Here is a 19,470-nt window from a genome sequence, read left to right on the forward strand (position 1 = left end):
ATACCCTTTAACCAAAAGTTAACAAAAGAAATCCAGTATTTACGCGCTCTAGACGAGGGTTTCATGTAGTTCGTGCACTGCTTTACGGGTGCTGGAGAGCTCCTTATTTTCGATGATAAAGTCGGCCAGTTTCGCCTTTTCTTCATCACTCCACTGGTTGTTCATTCTGGCTTCGATTTCTTCGAGGGTAGATTTGTCGCGTTTTTTGAGCCTTTCAATCCTTCGATCTAAAGGGGCCGTGACAAGGAGATTGAAATCGCACTTTTTATATCCCCCGGATTCAAACAGAATGGCTGCTTCATAGATCACATAGGGCGCCACCTGCTCTTCTTTCCAGGATTCAAAATGCCGGGCCACAGCAGGGTGTATAATAGCATTTAATTGTTCAAGTTTCTCGCGGTCTCCAAAGACTTTTGAAGCAATATATTTTCTTTCGGGCAGCCCATTTTTATAGCTGTGTTCTCCAAAAAGTGCTTGTACGGCCGATTTTACCTCACTGTTGCTAACCATTAATAGTTTAGCTTCATCATCGGCGATAAAAACCGGAATACCAAGTTCTTTAAAGAAACCCGCAACAGTAGTTTTTCCGCTTCCAATACCTCCCGTAAGTCCTACTACTTTCATTTTTTAATAATAAACTGAATTCTCTTCTCATTAAGCCGAAGGTTTGAGGTGAAGTCGGGCTTTTTGATCACCTGGGGAATAAGGAAATCCTGCTCGCCCCTTACCTCGTTGAAATCTACCACCACTCTAAAATCTGAAGCTGTTACTTTATTAAACTCCTTCAGGTTGACCTGGTAGAACAAAACCACTTCCTTCGGAAATATCACCACATTAAGCCCTCGCGGCACATTCATAATTTCAATAGGCACCTGCACCTTTCCTTCAGTAAACTTTTCAACATCCAGGCTATACTCCACTTTGTTGTTGTAAAAAGTGACATTTGGAAGTGCAGTGGTATCAAGATACACTGCCCCTTCTCTATCGTTCTTTACTTTTGCAAGGCTAAGCGGCTCGGTAAGAAGCCTCGAAAGGGTATCTAAAACGTTATCTGGGCCGCTCACCATAATGGAGTCGGGTGTAAACTGAAGATCACTTACAGCCGAATATCCGGCGGCGTACTCAATATTACTTCGGAAGATCACCGGCAGCTTTTTTTCCTGTTTCTGTTCAAAATTCACGGTGAGCACCTCCTTCAGGAATTGGTTATCATCCATATCGAGCTCCAGTTGAGACTGAAGCTGAGCCCTGTTTTCAATAAGATCGTACACCAGGTTACCGTCAGCTACATAGGCCTGTGCAAGGTCTATAGTTATGGTGGGTGCAAAAAGTGAGAACCAGGCAACGGTAAAACCATTCTCCTCTACCCTTAACTGAAGGCTTTCAGGATTGTTGAGCAGCAGTTTATCTGGCGGCACGTTCACATACTCCACAGGAATTTCTATCACTTCACTATACTGCTTTGAAAACTGCACAAAGATCCAGATCACGATCGCAAAGAACAGAAAGAACAAAAATGAATTGAAGTCGGTTTTTTTAAACCGCGCCTTTGTAACCGTTTTAAACCTATTGAGCATGTTTAAAAAATAGCTTTGGAAACCTCTCTTCCGGATCCATGTTGAACATCCTAAGATAGCAGGTTGACTTGCAGAAACCAAACCCATAACCCAGAAATTGTACGAGAGCAGCTACAATAGAAAAACCTGCAATTTTAATACTGCCGTTACGCACCAAAGAATGAAAGAACAGTACGAGCAAATACACCACATAGACCCACAAAGGCAAATACCATCCAAAAAAGGCAAAAATCGCAGCTGCCACAAGCCCAAAACTAAATAAAGTCGGAAACCAGTACGTGATCTTAGCCGACTCTGGGTGCCACTTATTCAAAATTGGCCTTACCATCCCAAATTTATTCACCTGCCGGTAAAACTTCTCCCAGTCTATACGCCGCTTGTGGTACACGAAAGCTTCCGGAAATAACCGGCTTGAAAAATGCCCTTTTTGGAGCCTAAGTGCCAGGTCGGGATCTTCGCCGGGGTGAATTCTTCCGAAGCCACCACTGGCAAGAAACGCCTCTTTTGACAATCCCATATTAAAGCTGCGGGGTTCAAATTTTCCCAGCATCTTCTTTCCTCCTCTAATTCCGCCGGTAGTAAAAAAAGAGGTCATGGTATAATTTATCGCCTTCTGCAGGTCACTAAAACCTTCATGAGCGGCATCGGGACCGCCAAAACAATGAACAAAATCCTGCTGCAGCTCTTTTTCAACTTCAGTAAGATAATGCGGCGGCAAAAGTACATCAGAATCCAGGATCAAAAAGTAGTTCCCGGCAGCCCGGGCCATTCCGTAGTTACGGGAATCACCGGGACCTGAATTCGGCTTTTTAAAGTAGCTGATCTTCAGCATTCCGGCATATTGCTGCACCACTTCTTCCGAAGAGATTGTAGAACCGTCTTCTACGATCACCACTTCAAAGGCTTTGCCGTAGTCGAGTTCACACAAGCTTTGCAGCAGCTCCCTGATCTCGGCCGGGCGATTGTAAACGGGAACAATAAATGAGAAGGACAGCTTCATAGCACAAATGTATTAAAGAAAGTGGGACAGGCACCAAAAAATAAGAGGCCTCAAAAATGACATTTTTAAGACCTCTTACTATCGATATTTGAACTAGCTTACTCTCCTTTTCCCTTTACAAAAGCTTCCATCACCTGCTGGCTCACTCCCATATTAGAGAAACCACCGTCGTTGAAAAGATTTTGCAGGGTAACTCTTTTTGTAAGGTCTGAAAACAGGGTCACAATATAATTTGCACAATCCATTCCTGTTGCGTTTCCAAGCGGTGACATTTCATCGGCATAAGCGATAAATCCGTCAAAACCTTTCACGCCGGTACCTGCAGTAGTAGGCGTGGGCGACTGGGAAATGGTGTTTACCCTTACTTTTTTCTCTTTTCCGAAGAAATATCCAAAACTACGGGCAATAGATTCAAGATATGCCTTGTTATCGGCCATATCGTTATAATCTGGGAATACTTTTTGGGCAGCGATATAAGAAAGCGCCATAATGCTTCCCCACTCGTTCATGGCGTCCTTTTTATAAAGGCTCTGCATGGTTTTATGGAAAGATACAGCCGATACGTCCCAACCTTTGGTGGTGAAATCGTAATTCATATCGGTGTAATGGTTCCCTTTTCGAACATTGACCGACATTCCAATTGAATGCAGTACAAAGTCGAGTTTCCCCCCAAGAATTTCCATGGCTTTATCTACAAGATTGTCCAGGTCTTCTACACTGGTAGCATCTGCAGGGATGATTTGCGAATTTGTCTTGTCGGCAAGATCTTTAATATTTCCCATTCGCATGGCAATAGGCGCGTTGGTAAGTACAAATTCTCCTCCTTCTTCATGTACACGCAAAGCGGTTTTCCAGGCAATAGAGTTTTCGTCTAAGGCTCCAAAGATGATCCCTTTCTTTCCTTTAAGTAGATTATATGACATGGTTTGGTTTTATAGTTTTTATTAAGCGGGTAAATATAATAAACATCTTTTAATTCAGAAGCGCTTTCGCATGGGCGACGGCAGAATCGCTAATGTTTTTGCCACCCAGCATCATGGCCAGCTCTTCAACCCGCTCTTCTCCCCTGAGTTCCTTAATGTTGGTAATGGTGCTGTTAACGGCATCTTCTTTATAAATTTTGAAGTGCCTGTCCCCTTTTCCGGCAATTTGCGGAAGGTGTGTAATAGCAATAACCTGCATGTTTTTTCCCATTTTTTGAAGAATACCAGCCATCTTTTGAGCAATATCGCCCGAAACCCCTGTATCTATCTCATCAAATATAATGGTAGGTAACTTGCTGTAAGTGGCGAGTATACTTTTCACTGCCAGCATGATTCGCGACAATTCTCCGCCCGAAGCAGCCTTTTTAATATCATTGTAGCTCCCGCCTTTGTTGGCTGCCAGCAACCAGTTAAGTTTATCCTGCCCGTTGTGAAAAAAGTCTTTTTGCTGCTCCAGCTCAATTTTTAGTGTAGCGTTGGGCATTCCAAGATCGGCAAGTATGGTCTCGATTTCCTTTACAAATTTCGGGATCACACTTTTTCGTGCAGCGTGTAGATCTGTTGCTATTTTATGTAGTTCTTCTTTCTTGTCTGAAATGGCTTTTTCTGAATGTGCTATTTCTTCTTCGGCATTTTCTGAAACTGCTACTTTCTTTACGAGTTCTTCCTCGATTTGTTTTAGTTCATCTACAGTTGCAACTGCGTGCTTCTTCTGAAGGTTATACAACACCTGAAGCCTTGCATTCACCTGCTCCAGCTCTGCCGGATTAGCCTCCACCTTATCTAAAGCCGATTCGAGTTCGGTAGCTATATCATCTAATTCTATATTCAGACTTTGCAGCCGCTCAAAAAGCTGCTGGTAATTACCTGAAATACCCGAAATGCGCTGCAAATTGTTCTTTGCTTCCCTTAAAGCGGCGGCGGCACCAATCTCTTCCTGCTGAATGTGATTTACAGCACTCCCAAGTTGATCGGTAAGCTGCTCTACATTGCTCAGCTCTTCATAGCGCTCTTCAAGTTCTTCCTGCATTCCTGTTACCAGCTTTGCCTGCTGCAGTTCGGTAAGCAGAAAAAGGTTGTAATCGTATTCTTTGGTAGCCTGCGCCTGTTCTTCCCGCAACTGCTGTAGCTGTTTTTGAAGCACCTTGAGCTGCTGCATTTCGGCCTGATACTGCTTGAGCCTGGAAGCATTTGCCGCCAGGGAATCGATGACCAGGAACTGGTAATCGTTATCACCCAGGCTCAAAGTCTCGTGCTGACTATGAATATCGAGCAGTCTTTCCCCAAGCACCTGGAGAGAAGAAAGATTTGCAGGAGTATCGTTTATAAATGCCCTGCTCTTGCCAGAAGGAAGAATTTCCCTCCTTATAATAGTTTGTGTTTCAAAGTCGAGGTCTTCTTCAGCAAAAAGAGCTTTTAGATCATAAGAGGAAATGTTGAAGCTTCCTTCAATAACACATTTCTTTTCTTTGTCCCTTATTGCACTGTAGTCGGCACGCTTACCCAAAAGAAGGGAAAGAGCCCCGAGCATAATAGATTTACCCGCCCCGGTTTCTCCTGTTATTATTGTAAAACCACTTTGAAGATCCATTTGGATATCTTCAATTAGAGCGTAATTTTTTATAGAAAGGCTTGTAAGCAAGAGAATGAAAATTTTGGTTAAAGATAAGGCAAAATTCTATGGGCAGTAAGCAATTAACAGGGAGCAAATTTAAAAGAATCAAATGGCAGGCACCAAATTTGGCAGATTAATTTCCGAAGAAAAAAATCATCCCGACAAAGAAGGAATTTCTTCTGAAAGAATCCAATCCTCTCAAAAATGGCAATTTTGGATAGCCATTATTGCGCCTGGCCTCATGAAAAATCTTCTAATGAGACTTCATTAATTCGGGCAATAAGCCTGTTCACAGCAGCAGGCTTCAATGAGTTCTTCGCATAATTACCCACGATATGCTTTTCCATAACATACGTAATTAAATGACACCTTGCCTGACTATAGATTTTGTTGTTTTGCCGTTGCAACATCTCCTGTTTAATTTCAAAAGTAAAAAGATCCTCTTCGGACGATGACGTCATCATAACGCATATATAAATTTCGTCAGCGTCGTATACATCTTCGTTGGAAATAATAATAGCGGGGTGCGTTTTTGTTTCTTTACTGTAAGGAAGATCAAAAAAAACTTCTATGATGTCTCCTCGTTTAAAAACTGCCATTTATTTTACGAGAAGTGTTTCGGTGTATTTCGAATTCATTTTAATCACTCCCCTCTTTAAAGAATCTTCCGAAGAAAATTTTTTCTTGTTTTGAAAAGTAATCCGATGTAAACGACCTTCAATTTTGTAAAGGATATTTTGCATGTAGATATATTTTTCCTTTACATTCTGATTTTCGAAATAGCTAACCTTCTGAAGCTCTTCACCAATTTCATCCATTTTTGAAATCGTCTTTTTTGTAGATTGTAAGAGTTTCATAGCTCCATCTTCATCAAGGTTCTCTATATGTTTTAAAGAACCTTCTAAAGAGAGAATAAAGGAATCTAATTCCTGACAAAAGCTCTTTAAACTTCTGTTTAAAAAAAAGTGCAAAAATCTTGATATAAGAGAGGTTCTACCTGCGTTTTTAACAACAGGACGAGCCATTTGTTCTATATCAATTGATAAATACATTGTTACTGGTGTAATCTAAATTTATACAAAAATACGATATTATATCCATTTCGATTCTAAAGTTATACTAAACCACTCTTTTATAGATTATTGCTAACGACTCGAATAGCGAAAGCTACAGTTTAAAAACTCTAACTTCTATGTTATAGCTAAAACTTTAAAGATCCTCTCAAAAATGGCAATTTTTGCAGCTATGTTGGCGCGGATTTGTAATCTGTACCGAACCTTTAACCAAAAATAGAGGTCTCGACTCCGCTCGACCTGACTGATCATATAAATTTAAAAGGAACAACAATCAGTTGGCGCGGATTTGTAATCCGTGCCGAAACTATTAATATATAATATTAGACCACCTTTCAGAAAAAGTAGGGGCGAGATTGTTGAGGGCTTCTACCACCTCCCGGGTGTTTACCTGAGGGCCACCACTAAAGATTTGTTCCACTTCGTCGGCCTTGGCATCAAAAAAAGTACGGAGTAAAAGTGAGTTGGGGCGACGGCTATTCATTCGCTGCAAATCCATTATTGCCCCGGCCACGGCTTCCTTCCCTTCTTGAGGAGACATGTGCATTACATCTAAGCCATTGCGGTGATAGGTGTAAAGCGCATCGCGATAGCCGGAATATGTATTTGACAGTAAATTGGCGTTGAGCTGGTAACGGGACCTATTGCCGTCTGTGCCTTTCCAGCCACTATAAGAGCTCTGCTGTGCAGTACCTACAACCTGGTTGGCAGTTTGAAAATAAGGTGTTCCTCCCTGTTTACTAAAGGTATCGGCATCAAGCCCCAGAATGGTATACACATAGAAACCAATTACCGAAACCAGGTTTGAATCAAATTGATTGGGACTAAATTCAAGCGGCTCATATTCGGAATAATTAAAAGCCAGCTGCTCATCGTTAAAGTTGAATACAGGCGTGATCATTGTAGAACCAAAAACAGGACGGGACGACTGCACCTGAATGCTTCCTGAAAATTTATTGCCGTCATAGCTGCTGATGTTGATGAACATGCTGCAGTTGATACGCTCCTGCGGAAGAAATTCCCTGTCTGTCCAGCGCGTTTGATTCACAAACTCACTAATGGCGTTTTGCAGGGTCTTAAATATCGATGCATTTGCCTGGCCAGTTTGTTCAGAATTCACCACTACCTGGCAATTTAGCTCCTGCGCCCCTACGGCAAGGCTGAAACAAAAGACACACAAGAAAAGAATTATTCTATTCATCTATTAACAGGATTATTTCATTCAGGATATCCTGAGCCACTTCTCTTTTTGACTTCAGCGGAAAAGCTTTTACTTTCTCATCCTTAAAGAGGATCTTTACTTTATTGGTTTCAGACTTAAAGCCTGCACCCGAATCGTTCAAAGAATTGAGAACAATAAAATCGAGGTTCTTCCTCTTTAACTTCCCACTTGCATTTTCCTCTTCATTTTCAGTTTCCAAAGCAAACCCGACCAGTAGCTGATGCTTTTTCAATTCTCCAAGAGAGGCTAATATATCAGGATTCTTTACCAGCTGAAGCTCCATAGTCTCTGCCGACTTCTTGATCTTTTGAGAAGCCGAAATCTTAGGGCGATAATCAGACACTGCAGCCGATGCAATGGCAATATCTACTTCAGAAAAATGATCTGTAGCAGCATTGTACATTTCCACAGCGCTTTGCACCCTAATAATCTTTATATCTTCATTTGGGTTCTCTAAATGTGTTGGCCCCGAAATCAAGGTGACTTGAGCTCCGGCAGCATGTGCAGCCGCAGCGAGTTCAAAGCCCATTTTTCCGCTGGAATGGTTTCCTATAAAACGTACAGGATCAATAGCTTCGTATGTTGGCCCCGCAGTAATTAGTACCTTTTTGTTGTAAAGCGGAAGATTTTCAGCAAGATGATTTGCAATGAACTTCACGATATCTTCGGGCTCGGCCATACGGCCTTCGCCAGTTAGACCACTGGCCAGCTCCCCCGAAGTAGCCGGGATCATAATATCTCCAAATGACCTGAGACTTTCAAAGTTCTCTAAAGTAGAAGGATGCTTATACATATCAAGATCCATAGCCGGGGCGAAATAAACCGGGCATCGTGCAGAAAGATAGGTAGCAAGTAAAAAATTATCGCTGTGCCCCTGTGCCATTTTTGAAAGGGTATTGGCAGTAGCAGGTGCAATTAGCATAAGATCGGCCCAAAGGCCCATTTCCACGTGATTGTTCCATTCATCATTATCGTCTTCCTCTTTGGTAAAAGATGAGATAACTGCATTTTTGGAAAGGGTGGATAAGGTAAGAGGGGTCACAAATTCTTTGGCTGCAGGGGTCATGATCACCTTCACCTGCGCCCCGGCTTTAACAAACAGCCGTACCAGAAATGCTGTTTTATAAGCGGCTATACCCGCGGTAACGCCGAGAAGTATTTTTTTGCCGCTTATTACAGACATAGCTTTTTATTCTTCGCTCTTTGTGTTGCGATAGTAGATTTTCTCTTCCAGCCACTCCTGAACCGCAAGTGCATGTGGCTTAGGTAGTTTTTCATAGAATTTAGAAACTTCGATTTGCTCCTTGTTTTCAAAGATCTCATCAAGGCTGTCGTTGTAAGTAGCAAATTCATCAAGCTTTTCAAGAAGTTCTTTCTTGATCTCGCCGTTTATTTGCGTAGCTCTTTTAGAAATTATAGAGATCGCCTCATAAATATTGTTAGTAGTAGAGTCGATCTTGTTCTTATCAAGCGTCGTAGTGTTTAGTGGAGCATCCGTTCTCTTTAGATCTATCATATTCTCGTCTCAGATTTATAATTGTTGTTCTTTTGTTTCAATGTCTTTTAAAGCAGTATTGGCCATCTCAATATATTCTCCTTCGGGATAATATCGCTGGTAATCTTCAAAATATTCCCGTGCATTTGCAAGCCTTTCGGGCATGGCATAAGCGTAGCTGTTGATGGCGTAAAGATAAGCCGACTCAAACTTGTAATACAGGGCCTTTTCTCTAAAGGGAGAACCCGGGTATTGAGAAATAAAATTATCAAATGCAGTTATTGCCGCTACGTAACTTTCTGTATGGTGATACTGTTTGGCAATTTCGTATGTTTTTCGCTCCAGCTTTACCCTAAGCTCTGTGGCTAGCTTATTAGCTTCATCCATTCTTTCACTTTCGGGAAAGCGGTTAATGAACTCCTGCATTTTACTAATCCCCTTTATGGTTTCGGTTTGATCAAGATAGTATGCCGGCGAAAGGAAGTAGTAACTTTTTGCTCCTTTAAAAGCAGCCTCTTCGAGCTTTTCACTTTCAGGATAACTTTCCACAAACCGCTCAAACTGGTAGCCTGCCAGGAAGTAATCATTAAGTTCGTAATAAGTATCAGCAAACATGAAGGTAAGTTTCTGGCCCTGTGGCTTACCTCTGAACTCGGGCACCAATTGCTCAAACAGCCTGAGTGCTTTCCTGTATTTTCTTCGGGAGTTCCCCTCGCCTGCCTTGGCTTCGTTGTACAGATTCTCTGCAGTTGAATATTTTAGACCGGTATCCTTACTCTTTAAAACTTTTTGGTATTCACCACAAGAGGTAAAGAGGAAAATTACACTTAATAATAAGATTACTTTTTTCATCCTGAATTTTAACATCTGGCAAAAATACTCTTTTCTGCTTTATTATAAAAACTTTAGTTCCAGCATAAATTCGCCTTAAACCAAAGGATTTCTGCCGGTTTATGAATTAGAAATTACCTAAAAAGGTTTCGATTTTTTCGTTCAGTTTGTCGGTTGAAGAAACCAGCGGTAGCCTTAGCTTGTTCTTTCCAATTCCTTTCATCTGCAACAGCGCCTTTATCCCTACAGGATTTCCTTCAGCAAAAATAAGATCTATCGAAGGTGCCACTTTATAATGTAACTGGTAAGCTTCATCTACTTTTCTTTCAAGACCCAGGCGCACCATTTTAGAGAACTCGGCCGGAAGACCCTGTCCAATCACCGAGATCACCCCATGACCACCGGCAAGAACCATAGGCAATGTTACCATATCATCTCCCGAGATCACCAGGAAACTGGCGGGTACCGCATCAATAATCCTCATAGCCTGCACAATATCTCCCGCAGCTTCTTTGATCCCAATAATATTCTCAACCTGCGACAGTCGCTTTACCGTCTCGGGCAGCATATTAGACCCCGTTCTACCCGGCACATTATACATAATTATGGGTTTTGGCGATGCCGATGCCACTGCTTTATAATGCTGAAAAATGCCTTCCTGGGAAGGTTTGTTGTAATAAGGAGAAACCGATAATACTGCATCAAAAGCAGAAAGATTGGTGCTGGAAACCTCTTCGCAAACTTTGGCAGTATTATTCCCGCCAATTCCCAGTACTAAAGGAATACGACCATTGTTTTCTGAAACTACCGTATCAATAACGAGTTGTTTTTCCTGGGCAGTAAGGGTTGCGCTTTCGCCGGTAGTTCCTAAAACCACCATATAATCTATCCCGTTATCAATTTGGAAATTCACCAGCTTTCTTAGCGCTTCCTCATCTACGGAAAGGTCATCTTTAAATGGGGTGATTAAGGCAACACCCGTACCAATAAATTTATTCATTTAGGTTGCTGTATTTAATATTTTTCAGATATTTTTTTAGTTCATGTACAAAAACTTCAGCTTCTGAAAGTTCTGCGGAAATATTCAGGTCAAAAATGGCATTTTCATCATTACTTTTCCTTCCTACTTTTAACTGTGCCAGGCTAACCGAAACGAGAAAATCTGCCAGTTTATTTTCTTCAGCAGTAAAAGAAATCAAAACTTCATACTGAGTGTTCAAAAATGCTGAAGCACCTTCAGAAATCCTGCCATTCCAGCTGAAGTCGGCATTAGAGATCACTGGGTACTCAAAAATGTCATTTTTGAAACCTTTTTCGCGGCAAAAAACAAAACAAACCTGCTGCTTTTGAAGGGAAAGATCATCCTGTAGCTTCAAAAATGGCAAAATTGCCTGCTCATCTTCAGCATCAAGAATAAGGCCGAGTTGAAACCTCTTTTTTTCAGCAAAATTACCTGCCTGAGACCGCCATTTTTTTCGCGCTAAAGCGAACTTTATTTCCTGAATTTTCACCGGGCAAAATTATAGATATTCTTATTACCAAACGCAACCGCACCCGCCTATTTTAGGCTATACCAGGTGCAAAAGCCTGAGTTTTTTTTCGGGGGTCACAAAAAAGAGAAAAACGAGTTTGATTGCGGCAAACTTTATAAGCGCTGCCACGATCTCTACACTCAGATCTCTAAAGTAGAAAACCTCCATATCGCGCAAAATGTCTGAAAAAATAAAGGAAAGAGCAAAACAGATATAGAAAACGGACTTTTTTGAAAAAGAATTTAAATAATATACAAGTGCAGTGATGGCAACAAAGAGAATATTGAGGTAGTAGAGCACATAGATCCAGAAGGCGAGCTCATGCCCAAGGTTGCGTTCAATCTCAATAATATGAACCCATAACAGGTAAACATAAATAGCTATTACGCTAATAAAATAAAGGGTGGTAAAGCGGTTGCCCCTTTCATATTCAGTGTGTTTAATGGCTTCCCGGGCCAAAAAGATGTAACCAATAAGCCACATTCCCAACTTAATATGTTCAAAATACCACAGGCTGCCACCCCACGAAAAAAGGGTTGCACCCATTGCCATACTAAGGAACATAAGAAAATTGAAGTTCTTAAAAGGGATCTTCCGCAGGTAATAAAGGATTAGCGGGAAGAAGAAAAGGATCTCTCCTAACTTTCTAAGAAAAAAGTCATCTTTAAAAATACCCGTAAGGTTAACGCAAATAGCAGAGATTGCCAGGAGTGAAAGAATAACCTTTTTTTTCATTCATCAGGAAAATTGTGTGCAATATAGGAATTTTGCTAAGAATAAATTTTATTGTCATAAATTTTAAGAAAAACGGATTAAAAAATACCTTCTGAAGAGAATACTTCATCAAAAACCCGGAAGAAAGGTGCTTTTTCTCCGATGAACTGCATGTTGCACCATTGCATAGAAGGCAATTACATGAAATAAAGGGTAGAATATAGTCACGCTAATATCTGAGATAATAAATAATTTAAAGAACAGGGACAGCTCAGATAAGACCAGGCAGGCCGAAGCCAGCATAAGCCACAAAGAGGCATAATGAGACTTGAGAATATACTGTGTAAAAGATATTGCCAGGAGAGTGATGAGCAGCAGAATAAAAAGAGAGGCTTCCACCCGGTGAGAAGGAAGCACCTGGGGCAAAAGCTGGTTTATGGTATAATAAAGGAATCCGAGGAAAACAAACATGATCAAAAGAGAAATAAATTCCACCACATGAATCCTGCCCCATCTAAAACCCGCCAACGCAAAAACATAAAGAATGGCCAGGGCAGTGCCAAAGCACCAAAGAATAGGAATTAAGTTCTCAGAAAGTCCTTCGAGCATCAATAAATCGCGAACGTAAAATAAAAGCAATGCAATGACCATTGGCAGGAACCATTTCTTCACCTTAACCCTGTAAAATAGAATGAGCACCGGAATTAAAAGGAATGTTGTAGGAACAGTAAGGATATCAAGCCTAAGAATAGAGCCAACAACAAAAAGCACACCCACTACCATGAATAAGAAAAATACTTTTTGACTTGTTTTCACTCTTTGCAATTACAATGTTTAGCAGTTCAGCTAATTGAGTAGAAAAATAGAACTTTTTTTGATTAAGAGATAAACAATTTGTAAAAATTCACAGAAGACTTCTTTTAAAAAAGAATCATAATTTACCTTTCTTTTACTAAAACTTATACTTTTGTCTTTTTATGTAATATAAATGAAGCGATACCTACTCTTTTTGCTGTTGACAGCCGGGGCATGTAAATTCAACGACAATTACACACCGGCCCGCATTGAAGGAAAACAGCTTGAAATAACACCCGACATACCGGCTAACGATTCTCTTGAAAATTTCATCACCCCATATAAAGAGCACATAAATAAGGAGATGGAAGAAGTCTTAGCTTATCTTCCTTATAACCTCAGCAAGTCTGACGGGAGGTACAATACAGCCATAGGCAACCTTATGGCAGATGCCTTAATAGAACTCTCAAATCCCATTTTTAACAAGCGTACAGGAGAGAACATAGATATTGTACTGCTCAATTATGGCGGAATAAGATCATCTATTGCCAAAGGTGATGTGACTACAAGAAGTGCCTTCCAGGTAATGCCTTTTGAAAATGAAGTAGTTGTTGCAGCACTAAAAGGAGGAGCCGTGAGAGAAATGATCCATTACCTTATAGATTCGGGCACTGCTCATCCTGTGGCGGGCATTGAATTGCAACTTGAAAAAGACAACAGCATAAAGAAAGTTTTGATTCAGGGGAAACCTTTAGAGGATTCGGCCACCTATTATGTTGCTACAAATGATTATCTCCTTGAAGGTGGTGACAATATGAACTTCTTTTTAAAGGCTGAAGAAGCAACCAACCTTGACTATAAGATCAGGAATTTGCTAATTGATTATTTTAAAGTAAAGGATACCCTTAAGCCGGTGAGAGATCAACGTTTTATCAAAGTAGAGTAATGGAAAGACGGAAGTTTATACAAAGTACAGCCGCTGCAGGTGCTCTTGCAGGAATAGGCAGCTTAGGCCTTTTATCGTTTACGGCTGCTAAAAAGCCAAAGCACATTACCATTTTACACACCAATGATGTGCATAGCCATATTGAACCTTTTGATAATGGCCACGCACAATATCCAGGTATGGGCGGAGCTGCCCGCAGGTACACCCTTATAAATCAAATTAGACAGGAGAATCCCCATACCCTATTGCTCGATGCCGGGGATATCTTTCAGGGGACACCTTATTTCAACTACTATGGCGGCGAACTCGAATTTAAGCTGATGAGTAAAATGAGGTATGATGCCGCAACTATTGGCAACCATGATTTCGATAATGGAATTGATGGTTTGCTGGCACAACTGCCACATGCCAAATTTCCTTTTATAAATGCCAACTACAACTTTGACAACACTGTTTTGGAAGGGCGAATCAAGCCTTACCAGGTTTTTGTACGGGACGGGATAAAAATTGGCGTTTTTGGTGTAGGTATAGAGCTTAAAGGCCTGGTCGCAAAAAAGCATTATAAAGAGACCGAGTATCATAATCCTATCGACACTGCAAAAACCATTGTCAAACAACTACGGGAAGAGGAAAAATGCGAACTGGTTATTTGTCTTTCCCACCTGGGCTACGAATACCGGGACGATAAAGTAAGTGATCAAAAACTCGCAGCAGCTACTAAAGATATAGATTTGATCATAGGAGGACACACCCATACTTTTCTTCCCAAACCTACTGTAGCACTAAATGCAATAGGTGAAAAGGTATTGATCAACCAGGTTGGCTGGGCCGGTGTCAACATTGGCAGGATAGATTTCTACTTAGATTCTTCAGGAAAGAAGAATGGCGGGGGCGCCGCTATTATTGTGTAGCAGTTTTTAATAAGAAAAGATACCAATCCTAAATGTGAGACTCAAAAGCTGTTTTTGAGATCTTTGGAATAATATCACCTGCAGAGAAGCGTAATTAAGACCAACAAAAAAACCTTCTCAAAAATGTCATTTTTGAGTACCTACGGCTGAATTTGTTCCAGGCTGGTTTTAGAAAGGGGTTTGGAAAGGAAGTCGGCAACGTATGGAAATTGTTCCCTCTCCTCATTAAAGTCTTCAGTTGAAGACGATAAAATGTAGATGGTGAATTTTTGTTTTATTCCGTGATCTAACTTTTCCAGCTCTTCCAGGAATTCCCAACCCGACATAGCGGGCATGTTAACATCAACAAACAACACTGTAGGCACCTGGCCTTCAGCTTTAAGTTCCTTTTCAATATGAATGAGGGCAGCTTCAGGGTTAGTAAAGCTTATCACTTTAGCACCGGGATCATAACCTTTAACGGCGTACTCACAAATAAGGTTATTTGTGCGGTCGTCATCAACTATTATATACTGCCTCGGCTTCTTCATTTTCTAACTTGTTTCTACTGTTTTCATGCTTAAATTCAATAGTGAATTGTGTCCCTTTATTTTCTTCACTCGTCACCTGAATCTCACCTCCTAAAAGCTCAACCTGGGTCTTTACCATAAAAAGCCCCATACCTTTTCCTTCTACGTGATGATGAAAGCGTTTATAAAGGCCAAAGATTTGATTCCCCTTTTTTGAAAGGTCAATCCCCATCCCGTTATCCTTAAAAGTAATACATACATTACCCGACTTCTCTTCAGAAGTAATTTCAATTACAGGAGAAACTTCGGGTCGGCGGTACTTGATACTATTAAAGATAAGATTATAAAAAATGCTATGTAGATAGGTCTTGATAGAATTTATATAAGGTACTTCGGAAAAGTTTGTGATAATTTGAACATTTTCCTTCTGAATAACCTGCCCGATACCCGATTGCACACTTTCAACCAATTCACTGAGTACAATAGGCTCCTTCTTTTCACTCATATCTACCTTAACCTGAAGTATATTATTCAGGTCTTTGATGATAGTGTCCAATCTTTCGACGTTAGAAAGCAGCTCTTCCTGAAACTGTGTTTTTACTTCCAAAGGGTAATCCTCTTTCAGCAGTTCTCCCAACCCCATGATGTTTGCTACAGGAGCGCGTAAATTGTGAGAAATGATATACGAAAACTGTTCAAGTCCCTTATTTGCCGAAACAAGTTCTTCAGTATAGGCTTTCAGGTTTTTGTTGAGCTCGATGATCTTCAACTCCGATTCTTTTCTTTCGGTCACATCCCTGAAATAGACCGATAATCCACCTTTAGAAGGATATGCAGTCACATCGAACCATTTGTTCACCCTCTCAAAATATTCCTCAAAATCAACGATGATCTGCTCTTTTGAAGCCTTGTAGTAGCAGGTATGGAATTTAGTACCAACGGCATCGGGAAAAACTTCCCAAAAGTTCTTTCCAAGAATGCGGTCTTTATTACTTTCAAGTAATTTCTCTGCATGCTGGTTCCAGTAGGTCACCACCCATTCATTATCAACCGTAAAGAACGCATCACCAATACTTTCAAGGATGGTCTGCTTTTCTTCTGATGCTTTTAAAGCTTTTAATTCTGAATTCTTGATATTAGAAATATCCTGCACGCTGCCATTGATCCTTATACACTTACCGTCAACAAAAGTGGGACGCCCAATCTTCCTCACCCAACACTCATTGCCTTTTGCAGTAACAATCTGCACTTCAAGATCGTAAGGCACATTATTTTCAACAGCATTTTTAAGTGCCGCTTTCATTCGCTCCTGGTTTTCACCTTCCTTACAAAAGAGGAACCCTTTTTCATGATCGGGCTTAAAATCGGGTGCCACTTCATGGATCTCTTTGGTAACCGGAGACCAGTACACGGTGTCCTGAACAAAATCAAATTCAAAACTCCCTATACGTGAAAGCTTTGAAGCTTCATCCAGGAGTTCTTCCAGTTTCTTTCTTTCTGTCACATCCTGGATAGCGCCAACCATACGTAGTGCTTTTCCATTTTCATCTCTAAGAATAAAACCTTTTTCTACTACAAAAGAGTATTTTCCATCTGCATTTTGGAACCTGTACTCTGCTTCCCAATGATTCTCGCTACCTTCTAAGGTGCGGGACAGGCTTTCATTAATCACAAGCCTTTCGTCGGGATGTATGTTTTTTGCCCAGGAATCAATTGAGAGAGAAAAATCTTGCTGAGAATAACCAAACAAAACATAGAATGCTTCTCCCCAAAAGAGATGATCAGTTTGTATATCCCAATCGTAAATAGCATCTGAAGTAGCTTTGGAAACCAGTTCATAACGGGCATTGGTTTCCTTGAGGGAGCGCTCTGCCTCTACCCTGTCGGTAATATCAATTCCCACTCCCTGTAGTTCAACAGGCTTTCCTTCGGCATCTGTGAGGCATATAAAATCCCAGAGGGTAGGTTTAACTTTTCCGCCTTCCTGTGACTTATCAATTTCTACCTGGTGAACAACATTGGGATTAGCTAAACATTTTTTAAAGGCACTGCTTACTTTGAGGTGATCATACTCCATCACAGTCTCAATAGCTTTTCTACCCACTAAAATTCCATTGGGGGAGATCCAGTTAAAATCAGTAATAAATTTTTCATTCACGTAAGAATACTTCCCTTGAAGATCTATTCTGGTAAGGTAGTTCGTTTGTGATTTAAGAATAGCACGTTGCCTGCTTTCACTTTGCTTCAATTTGAGCATCGCATTCTTATAGTCTGTCACATCCTGTATAGAACCTTCCAGCTTTACCGGTTCTCCCCTGTTATTTTTAACCAGTTTTCCTTTTTCATGCACCCATTTGATACTACCATCGGGCAGGACAATCCGGTGTTCAAAATCCATATCCTTACTTCCGGAAAGGGCGACACCGCGCTCATGTAGAAAAGTCTCTAGGTCATCGGGATGTATGGTTTTTAGGAAACCTTCAAAATCTAGGTTATAATCCTCTTTTTTTCGCCCCCAAATCCTGTAAACCTCATCACTCCAAAAAAAGTTATCCCCCTTCACCCCTACCTGCCAATAACCAAATTTCGCCAGTTCTTCGGCCCAAAGAAGTTTCTTGCTCTTATCTTCAAGCTTTTGAATGATCCTCTCTTTCTCGGTGATATCAATAGCGGTTACCAGCCGGCAGTTCCTGCCTTTAAAGAGAATACTGTACCCGTGCACTTCAACAGTAATTAAAGAGCCGTCTTTTTTCCTATGAATGAAATTACCCACATTAAGCAATCCCTTTTCATCCTTTATACGCTGCAAATTGGCAGTAAGTACCGGAATTTCTTCCTGAGGCCGGAGATCACTGAGATGGAAATTTAAAAACTCTTCTTTTGTATATCCATAATACTTCACTGCGGCCCGGTTAACTGCCAGGATTTCGAGGGTTTCAAGATCAAATATCCAGTTTGGAAGCGGATTGAATTCAAACAAATGTTCATAATTCTTCTTTGACAGCAGTAACTCTTCCTCTGCTGTCTTTCTTCTCGAAATATCGCGGATGATGACTATTGCGGTTCTGGCATTCTCTGTTTCGTGGAATGATACTGCGGAAAAAACATCTGCAGGAAATGTAGCGCCATTTTTTCTTTTCAGGATCATTTCCCCCACAAAACCGGCTTCTGAACTTTTGGGTTCCAGAAGTTCTTTCAAAATGGCATTCTCTTCTTCAATAATTCCCCGAAGCCCTAATCCAGACAATTCATCAGATGTTCTTTGGAACATCTTACATGCCGAAGGATTCGCAGCCAATATACGACCACCGGGTACGGTAAAAATGACTGCGTCTATACTATTCTCAAAAATTGACTGGTAGGTCATTTTGGACTTACCGGCCGATTTTCGGTTTCTTACCTTTATTTTATTTAGAACCAGGGGAAGTCTCTTTAGCCGATCTCGAAAAATGTAATCATAAGCTCCTGCCTCTAAAAGATCAATAGCTTTCTCTTCGTCTTGAGGACCTATTATTAGAACCAGCGGAATTGGTATACTCTTGATGAGATCTCTGTAAACAGCATCCAGCTTCTCCTGATATTCAGCAACTACTAGGCTGGGACGGCTCTTATTTCGAAAATGAACGGCATCAATAACCTCTTCTTTCTCTGAAAGTATCCTCAGGTTTTCTTTCTTTAACACGTCAGCTACATCTGCAAAACAACTGTCTGAAGAGGAAAAAAGAACAACATTATTAGTAACTGCATTTTCAGACATACTCGACGAAATCATTATTTTATCGATGAAATACATTAATTAGCGAAAATAGACTTTTTTTAAGACAGCATTATTAGCTACCTCAATTTTAACTATTATCCTCTAAATAAGTCTTTACCAACTTTATATATCAATTATCAATTTAAAATCTTAGCGAGTTTTCACCTTATTTCAAGGTCATACAGTCCTCACTGAAAGATTCTCGTAAATAACCAGATAGGATTATTCCTGCACTATCATACCACTTATTAAATCATTCATAATTTTAATGATTTTTTTTGGAATAACTAAGTGATCTGGATCATAAATAATCTGCAGGAAATATAATACTTTTGCACGCCAAATACAGGCCTACTTACTGATAATGAATAACCTATACCTGAATATTACATTCTTTAATAAGAACAAATGATGAGGGAAGAATAAAATTTGGTTAAAATATGATTCTGGAGCAGCTGCAACTGAATAAAAATTTAAATTTGCCCGCTCTTATTTAGTTGAAAATGATAT

19 protein-coding genes are annotated in these 19,470 nt (G+C 40.5%); 2 read left to right on the forward strand and 17 right to left on the reverse strand.

The genetic code is table 11. The features are described from left to right. Positions 1-48 precede the first annotated feature (48 nt). The 15 genes from coaE to VS868_RS16340 form a co-directional block, all read right to left on the reverse strand. Complete coding sequence (coaE, locus tag VS868_RS16270; protein WP_266068872.1) at positions 49-624, reverse strand: dephospho-CoA kinase; 576 nt, start codon at positions 622-624, stop codon at positions 49-51. Next, the gene (locus VS868_RS16275) at positions 621-1,577 is read right to left on the reverse strand and encodes a YbbR-like domain-containing protein (RefSeq protein ID WP_345598734.1); all 957 of its coding nucleotides are present in this window, start codon (positions 1,575-1,577) and stop codon (positions 621-623) included. Before VS868_RS16275 ends, coaE begins: the two co-directional genes overlap by 4 nt. Then, entirely contained in the window at positions 1,567-2,577 is a 1,011-nt protein-coding gene (locus tag VS868_RS16280) for a glycosyltransferase (protein ID WP_345598736.1), read from the reverse strand. Before VS868_RS16280 ends, VS868_RS16275 begins: the two co-directional genes overlap by 11 nt. Before the next feature lie 98 nt (positions 2,578-2,675). After that, entirely contained in the window at positions 2,676-3,500 is an 825-nt protein-coding gene (locus VS868_RS16285; RefSeq protein WP_345598737.1) for an SDR family oxidoreductase, read from the reverse strand. 49 nt (positions 3,501-3,549) lie between these two features. Further along, entirely contained in the window at positions 3,550-5,202 is a 1,653-nt protein-coding gene (gene recN, locus VS868_RS16290) for a DNA repair protein RecN (protein WP_345598738.1), read from the reverse strand. Positions 5,203-5,414: 212 nt separating this feature from the next. Continuing rightward, positions 5,415-5,774, reverse strand: coding sequence for a type II toxin-antitoxin system PemK/MazF family toxin (locus tag VS868_RS16295; protein WP_266068866.1), 360 nt, complete (start codon positions 5,772-5,774; stop codon positions 5,415-5,417). Continuing rightward, positions 5,775-6,227, reverse strand: a complete 453-nt coding sequence (locus VS868_RS16300) for a hypothetical protein (RefSeq protein WP_266068865.1) — start codon at positions 6,225-6,227, stop codon at positions 5,775-5,777. Positions 6,228-6,558: 331 nt separating this feature from the next. After that, positions 6,559-7,449, reverse strand: a complete 891-nt coding sequence (locus VS868_RS16305; RefSeq protein ID WP_345598739.1) for a DUF4835 family protein — start codon at positions 7,447-7,449, stop codon at positions 6,559-6,561. Continuing rightward, complete coding sequence (gene coaBC, locus VS868_RS16310) at positions 7,442-8,653, reverse strand: bifunctional phosphopantothenoylcysteine decarboxylase/phosphopantothenate--cysteine ligase CoaBC (protein WP_345598740.1); 1,212 nt, start codon at positions 8,651-8,653, stop codon at positions 7,442-7,444. Before coaBC ends, VS868_RS16305 begins: the two co-directional genes overlap by 8 nt. A 6-nt stretch (positions 8,654-8,659) precedes the next feature. Continuing rightward, positions 8,660-8,983 (reverse strand): DNA-directed RNA polymerase subunit omega, encoded by a 324-nt coding sequence (locus tag VS868_RS16315; protein ID WP_266068943.1) that lies wholly within the window; start codon positions 8,981-8,983, stop codon positions 8,660-8,662. 18 nt (positions 8,984-9,001) lie between these two features. Next, positions 9,002-9,817, reverse strand: a complete 816-nt coding sequence (gene bamD, locus VS868_RS16320; protein WP_266068862.1) for an outer membrane protein assembly factor BamD — start codon at positions 9,815-9,817, stop codon at positions 9,002-9,004. A gap of 106 nt (positions 9,818-9,923) precedes the next feature. Then, positions 9,924-10,796 (reverse strand): 4-hydroxy-tetrahydrodipicolinate synthase, encoded by an 873-nt coding sequence (dapA, locus tag VS868_RS16325; protein ID WP_345598741.1) that lies wholly within the window; start codon positions 10,794-10,796, stop codon positions 9,924-9,926. After that, a complete protein-coding gene (locus VS868_RS16330) occupies positions 10,789-11,307 on the reverse strand; it encodes a hypothetical protein (RefSeq protein WP_345598742.1) in 519 nt (172 codons plus the stop codon). The genes dapA and VS868_RS16330 overlap by 8 nt, the downstream gene beginning before the upstream one ends. A gap of 57 nt (positions 11,308-11,364) precedes the next feature. Continuing rightward, positions 11,365-12,063: a hypothetical protein gene (locus tag VS868_RS16335; RefSeq protein ID WP_266068859.1), complete on the reverse strand. Its 699-nt coding sequence runs from the start codon at positions 12,061-12,063 to the stop codon at positions 11,365-11,367. A 108-nt stretch (positions 12,064-12,171) separates the two neighbouring features. After that, on the reverse strand, positions 12,172-12,858 hold the full coding sequence (locus VS868_RS16340) for a hypothetical protein (RefSeq protein ID WP_345598743.1): 687 nt from the start codon (positions 12,856-12,858) through the stop codon (positions 12,172-12,174). 172 nt (positions 12,859-13,030) lie between these two features. Between VS868_RS16340 and VS868_RS16345 the strand changes: the two genes are divergently transcribed. Further along, the gene (locus VS868_RS16345) at positions 13,031-13,783 is read left to right on the forward strand and encodes a 5'-nucleotidase (RefSeq protein WP_345598744.1); all 753 of its coding nucleotides are present in this window, start codon (positions 13,031-13,033) and stop codon (positions 13,781-13,783) included. Further along, positions 13,783-14,694 (forward strand): metallophosphatase, encoded by a 912-nt coding sequence (locus tag VS868_RS16350; protein WP_266068856.1) that lies wholly within the window; start codon positions 13,783-13,785, stop codon positions 14,692-14,694. The genes VS868_RS16345 and VS868_RS16350 overlap by 1 nt, the downstream gene beginning before the upstream one ends. A gap of 140 nt (positions 14,695-14,834) precedes the next feature. Here the strand turns inward: VS868_RS16350 and VS868_RS16355 are convergent, their stop codons facing one another. Both VS868_RS16355 and VS868_RS16360 read right to left on the reverse strand, forming a co-directional pair. Then, the gene (locus VS868_RS16355; protein ID WP_266068855.1) at positions 14,835-15,224 is read right to left on the reverse strand and encodes a response regulator; all 390 of its coding nucleotides are present in this window, start codon (positions 15,222-15,224) and stop codon (positions 14,835-14,837) included. After that, a complete protein-coding gene (locus VS868_RS16360) occupies positions 15,193-18,960 on the reverse strand; it encodes a PAS domain S-box protein (RefSeq protein ID WP_345598745.1) in 3,768 nt (1,255 codons plus the stop codon). Before VS868_RS16360 ends, VS868_RS16355 begins: the two co-directional genes overlap by 32 nt. Positions 18,961-19,470 lie beyond the last annotated feature (510 nt).

This window comes from Salinimicrobium sp. 3283s (assembly GCF_039602225.1).
Lineage (GTDB): Bacteria > Bacteroidota > Bacteroidia > Flavobacteriales > Flavobacteriaceae > Salinimicrobium > Salinimicrobium profundisediminis.

Excerpts from the sequence above, each read along its gene's own strand:
- coaE (WP_266068872.1), bottom strand. The coding sequence starts at position 624 with ATGAAAGTAGTAGGACTTACGGGAGGTATTGGAAGCGGAAAAACTACT.
- VS868_RS16275 (WP_345598734.1), bottom strand. The coding sequence starts at position 1,577 with ATGCTCAATAGGTTTAAAACGGTTACAAAGGCGCGGTTTAAAAAAACC.
- VS868_RS16280 (WP_345598736.1), bottom strand. The coding sequence starts at position 2,577 with ATGAAGCTGTCCTTCTCATTTATTGTTCCCGTTTACAATCGCCCGGCC.
- VS868_RS16285 (WP_345598737.1), bottom strand. The coding sequence starts at position 3,500 with ATGTCATATAATCTACTTAAAGGAAAGAAAGGGATCATCTTTGGAGCC.
- VS868_RS16295 (WP_266068866.1), bottom strand. The coding sequence starts at position 5,774 with ATGGCAGTTTTTAAACGAGGAGACATCATAGAAGTTTTTTTTGATCTT.
- VS868_RS16300 (WP_266068865.1), bottom strand. The coding sequence starts at position 6,227 with ATGTATTTATCAATTGATATAGAACAAATGGCTCGTCCTGTTGTTAAA.
- VS868_RS16305 (WP_345598739.1), bottom strand. The coding sequence starts at position 7,449 with ATGAATAGAATAATTCTTTTCTTGTGTGTCTTTTGTTTCAGCCTTGCC.
- coaBC (WP_345598740.1), bottom strand. The coding sequence starts at position 8,653 with ATGTCTGTAATAAGCGGCAAAAAAATACTTCTCGGCGTTACCGCGGGT.
- bamD (WP_266068862.1), bottom strand. The coding sequence starts at position 9,817 with ATGAAAAAAGTAATCTTATTATTAAGTGTAATTTTCCTCTTTACCTCT.
- dapA (WP_345598741.1), bottom strand. The coding sequence starts at position 10,796 with ATGAATAAATTTATTGGTACGGGTGTTGCCTTAATCACCCCATTTAAA.
- VS868_RS16335 (WP_266068859.1), bottom strand. The coding sequence starts at position 12,063 with ATGAAAAAAAAGGTTATTCTTTCACTCCTGGCAATCTCTGCTATTTGC.
- VS868_RS16345 (WP_345598744.1), top strand. The coding sequence starts at position 13,031 with ATGAAGCGATACCTACTCTTTTTGCTGTTGACAGCCGGGGCATGTAAA.
- VS868_RS16350 (WP_266068856.1), top strand. The coding sequence starts at position 13,783 with ATGGAAAGACGGAAGTTTATACAAAGTACAGCCGCTGCAGGTGCTCTT.
- VS868_RS16355 (WP_266068855.1), bottom strand. The coding sequence starts at position 15,224 with ATGAAGAAGCCGAGGCAGTATATAATAGTTGATGACGACCGCACAAAT.
- VS868_RS16360 (WP_345598745.1), bottom strand. The coding sequence starts at position 18,960 with ATGTCTGAAAATGCAGTTACTAATAATGTTGTTCTTTTTTCCTCTTCA.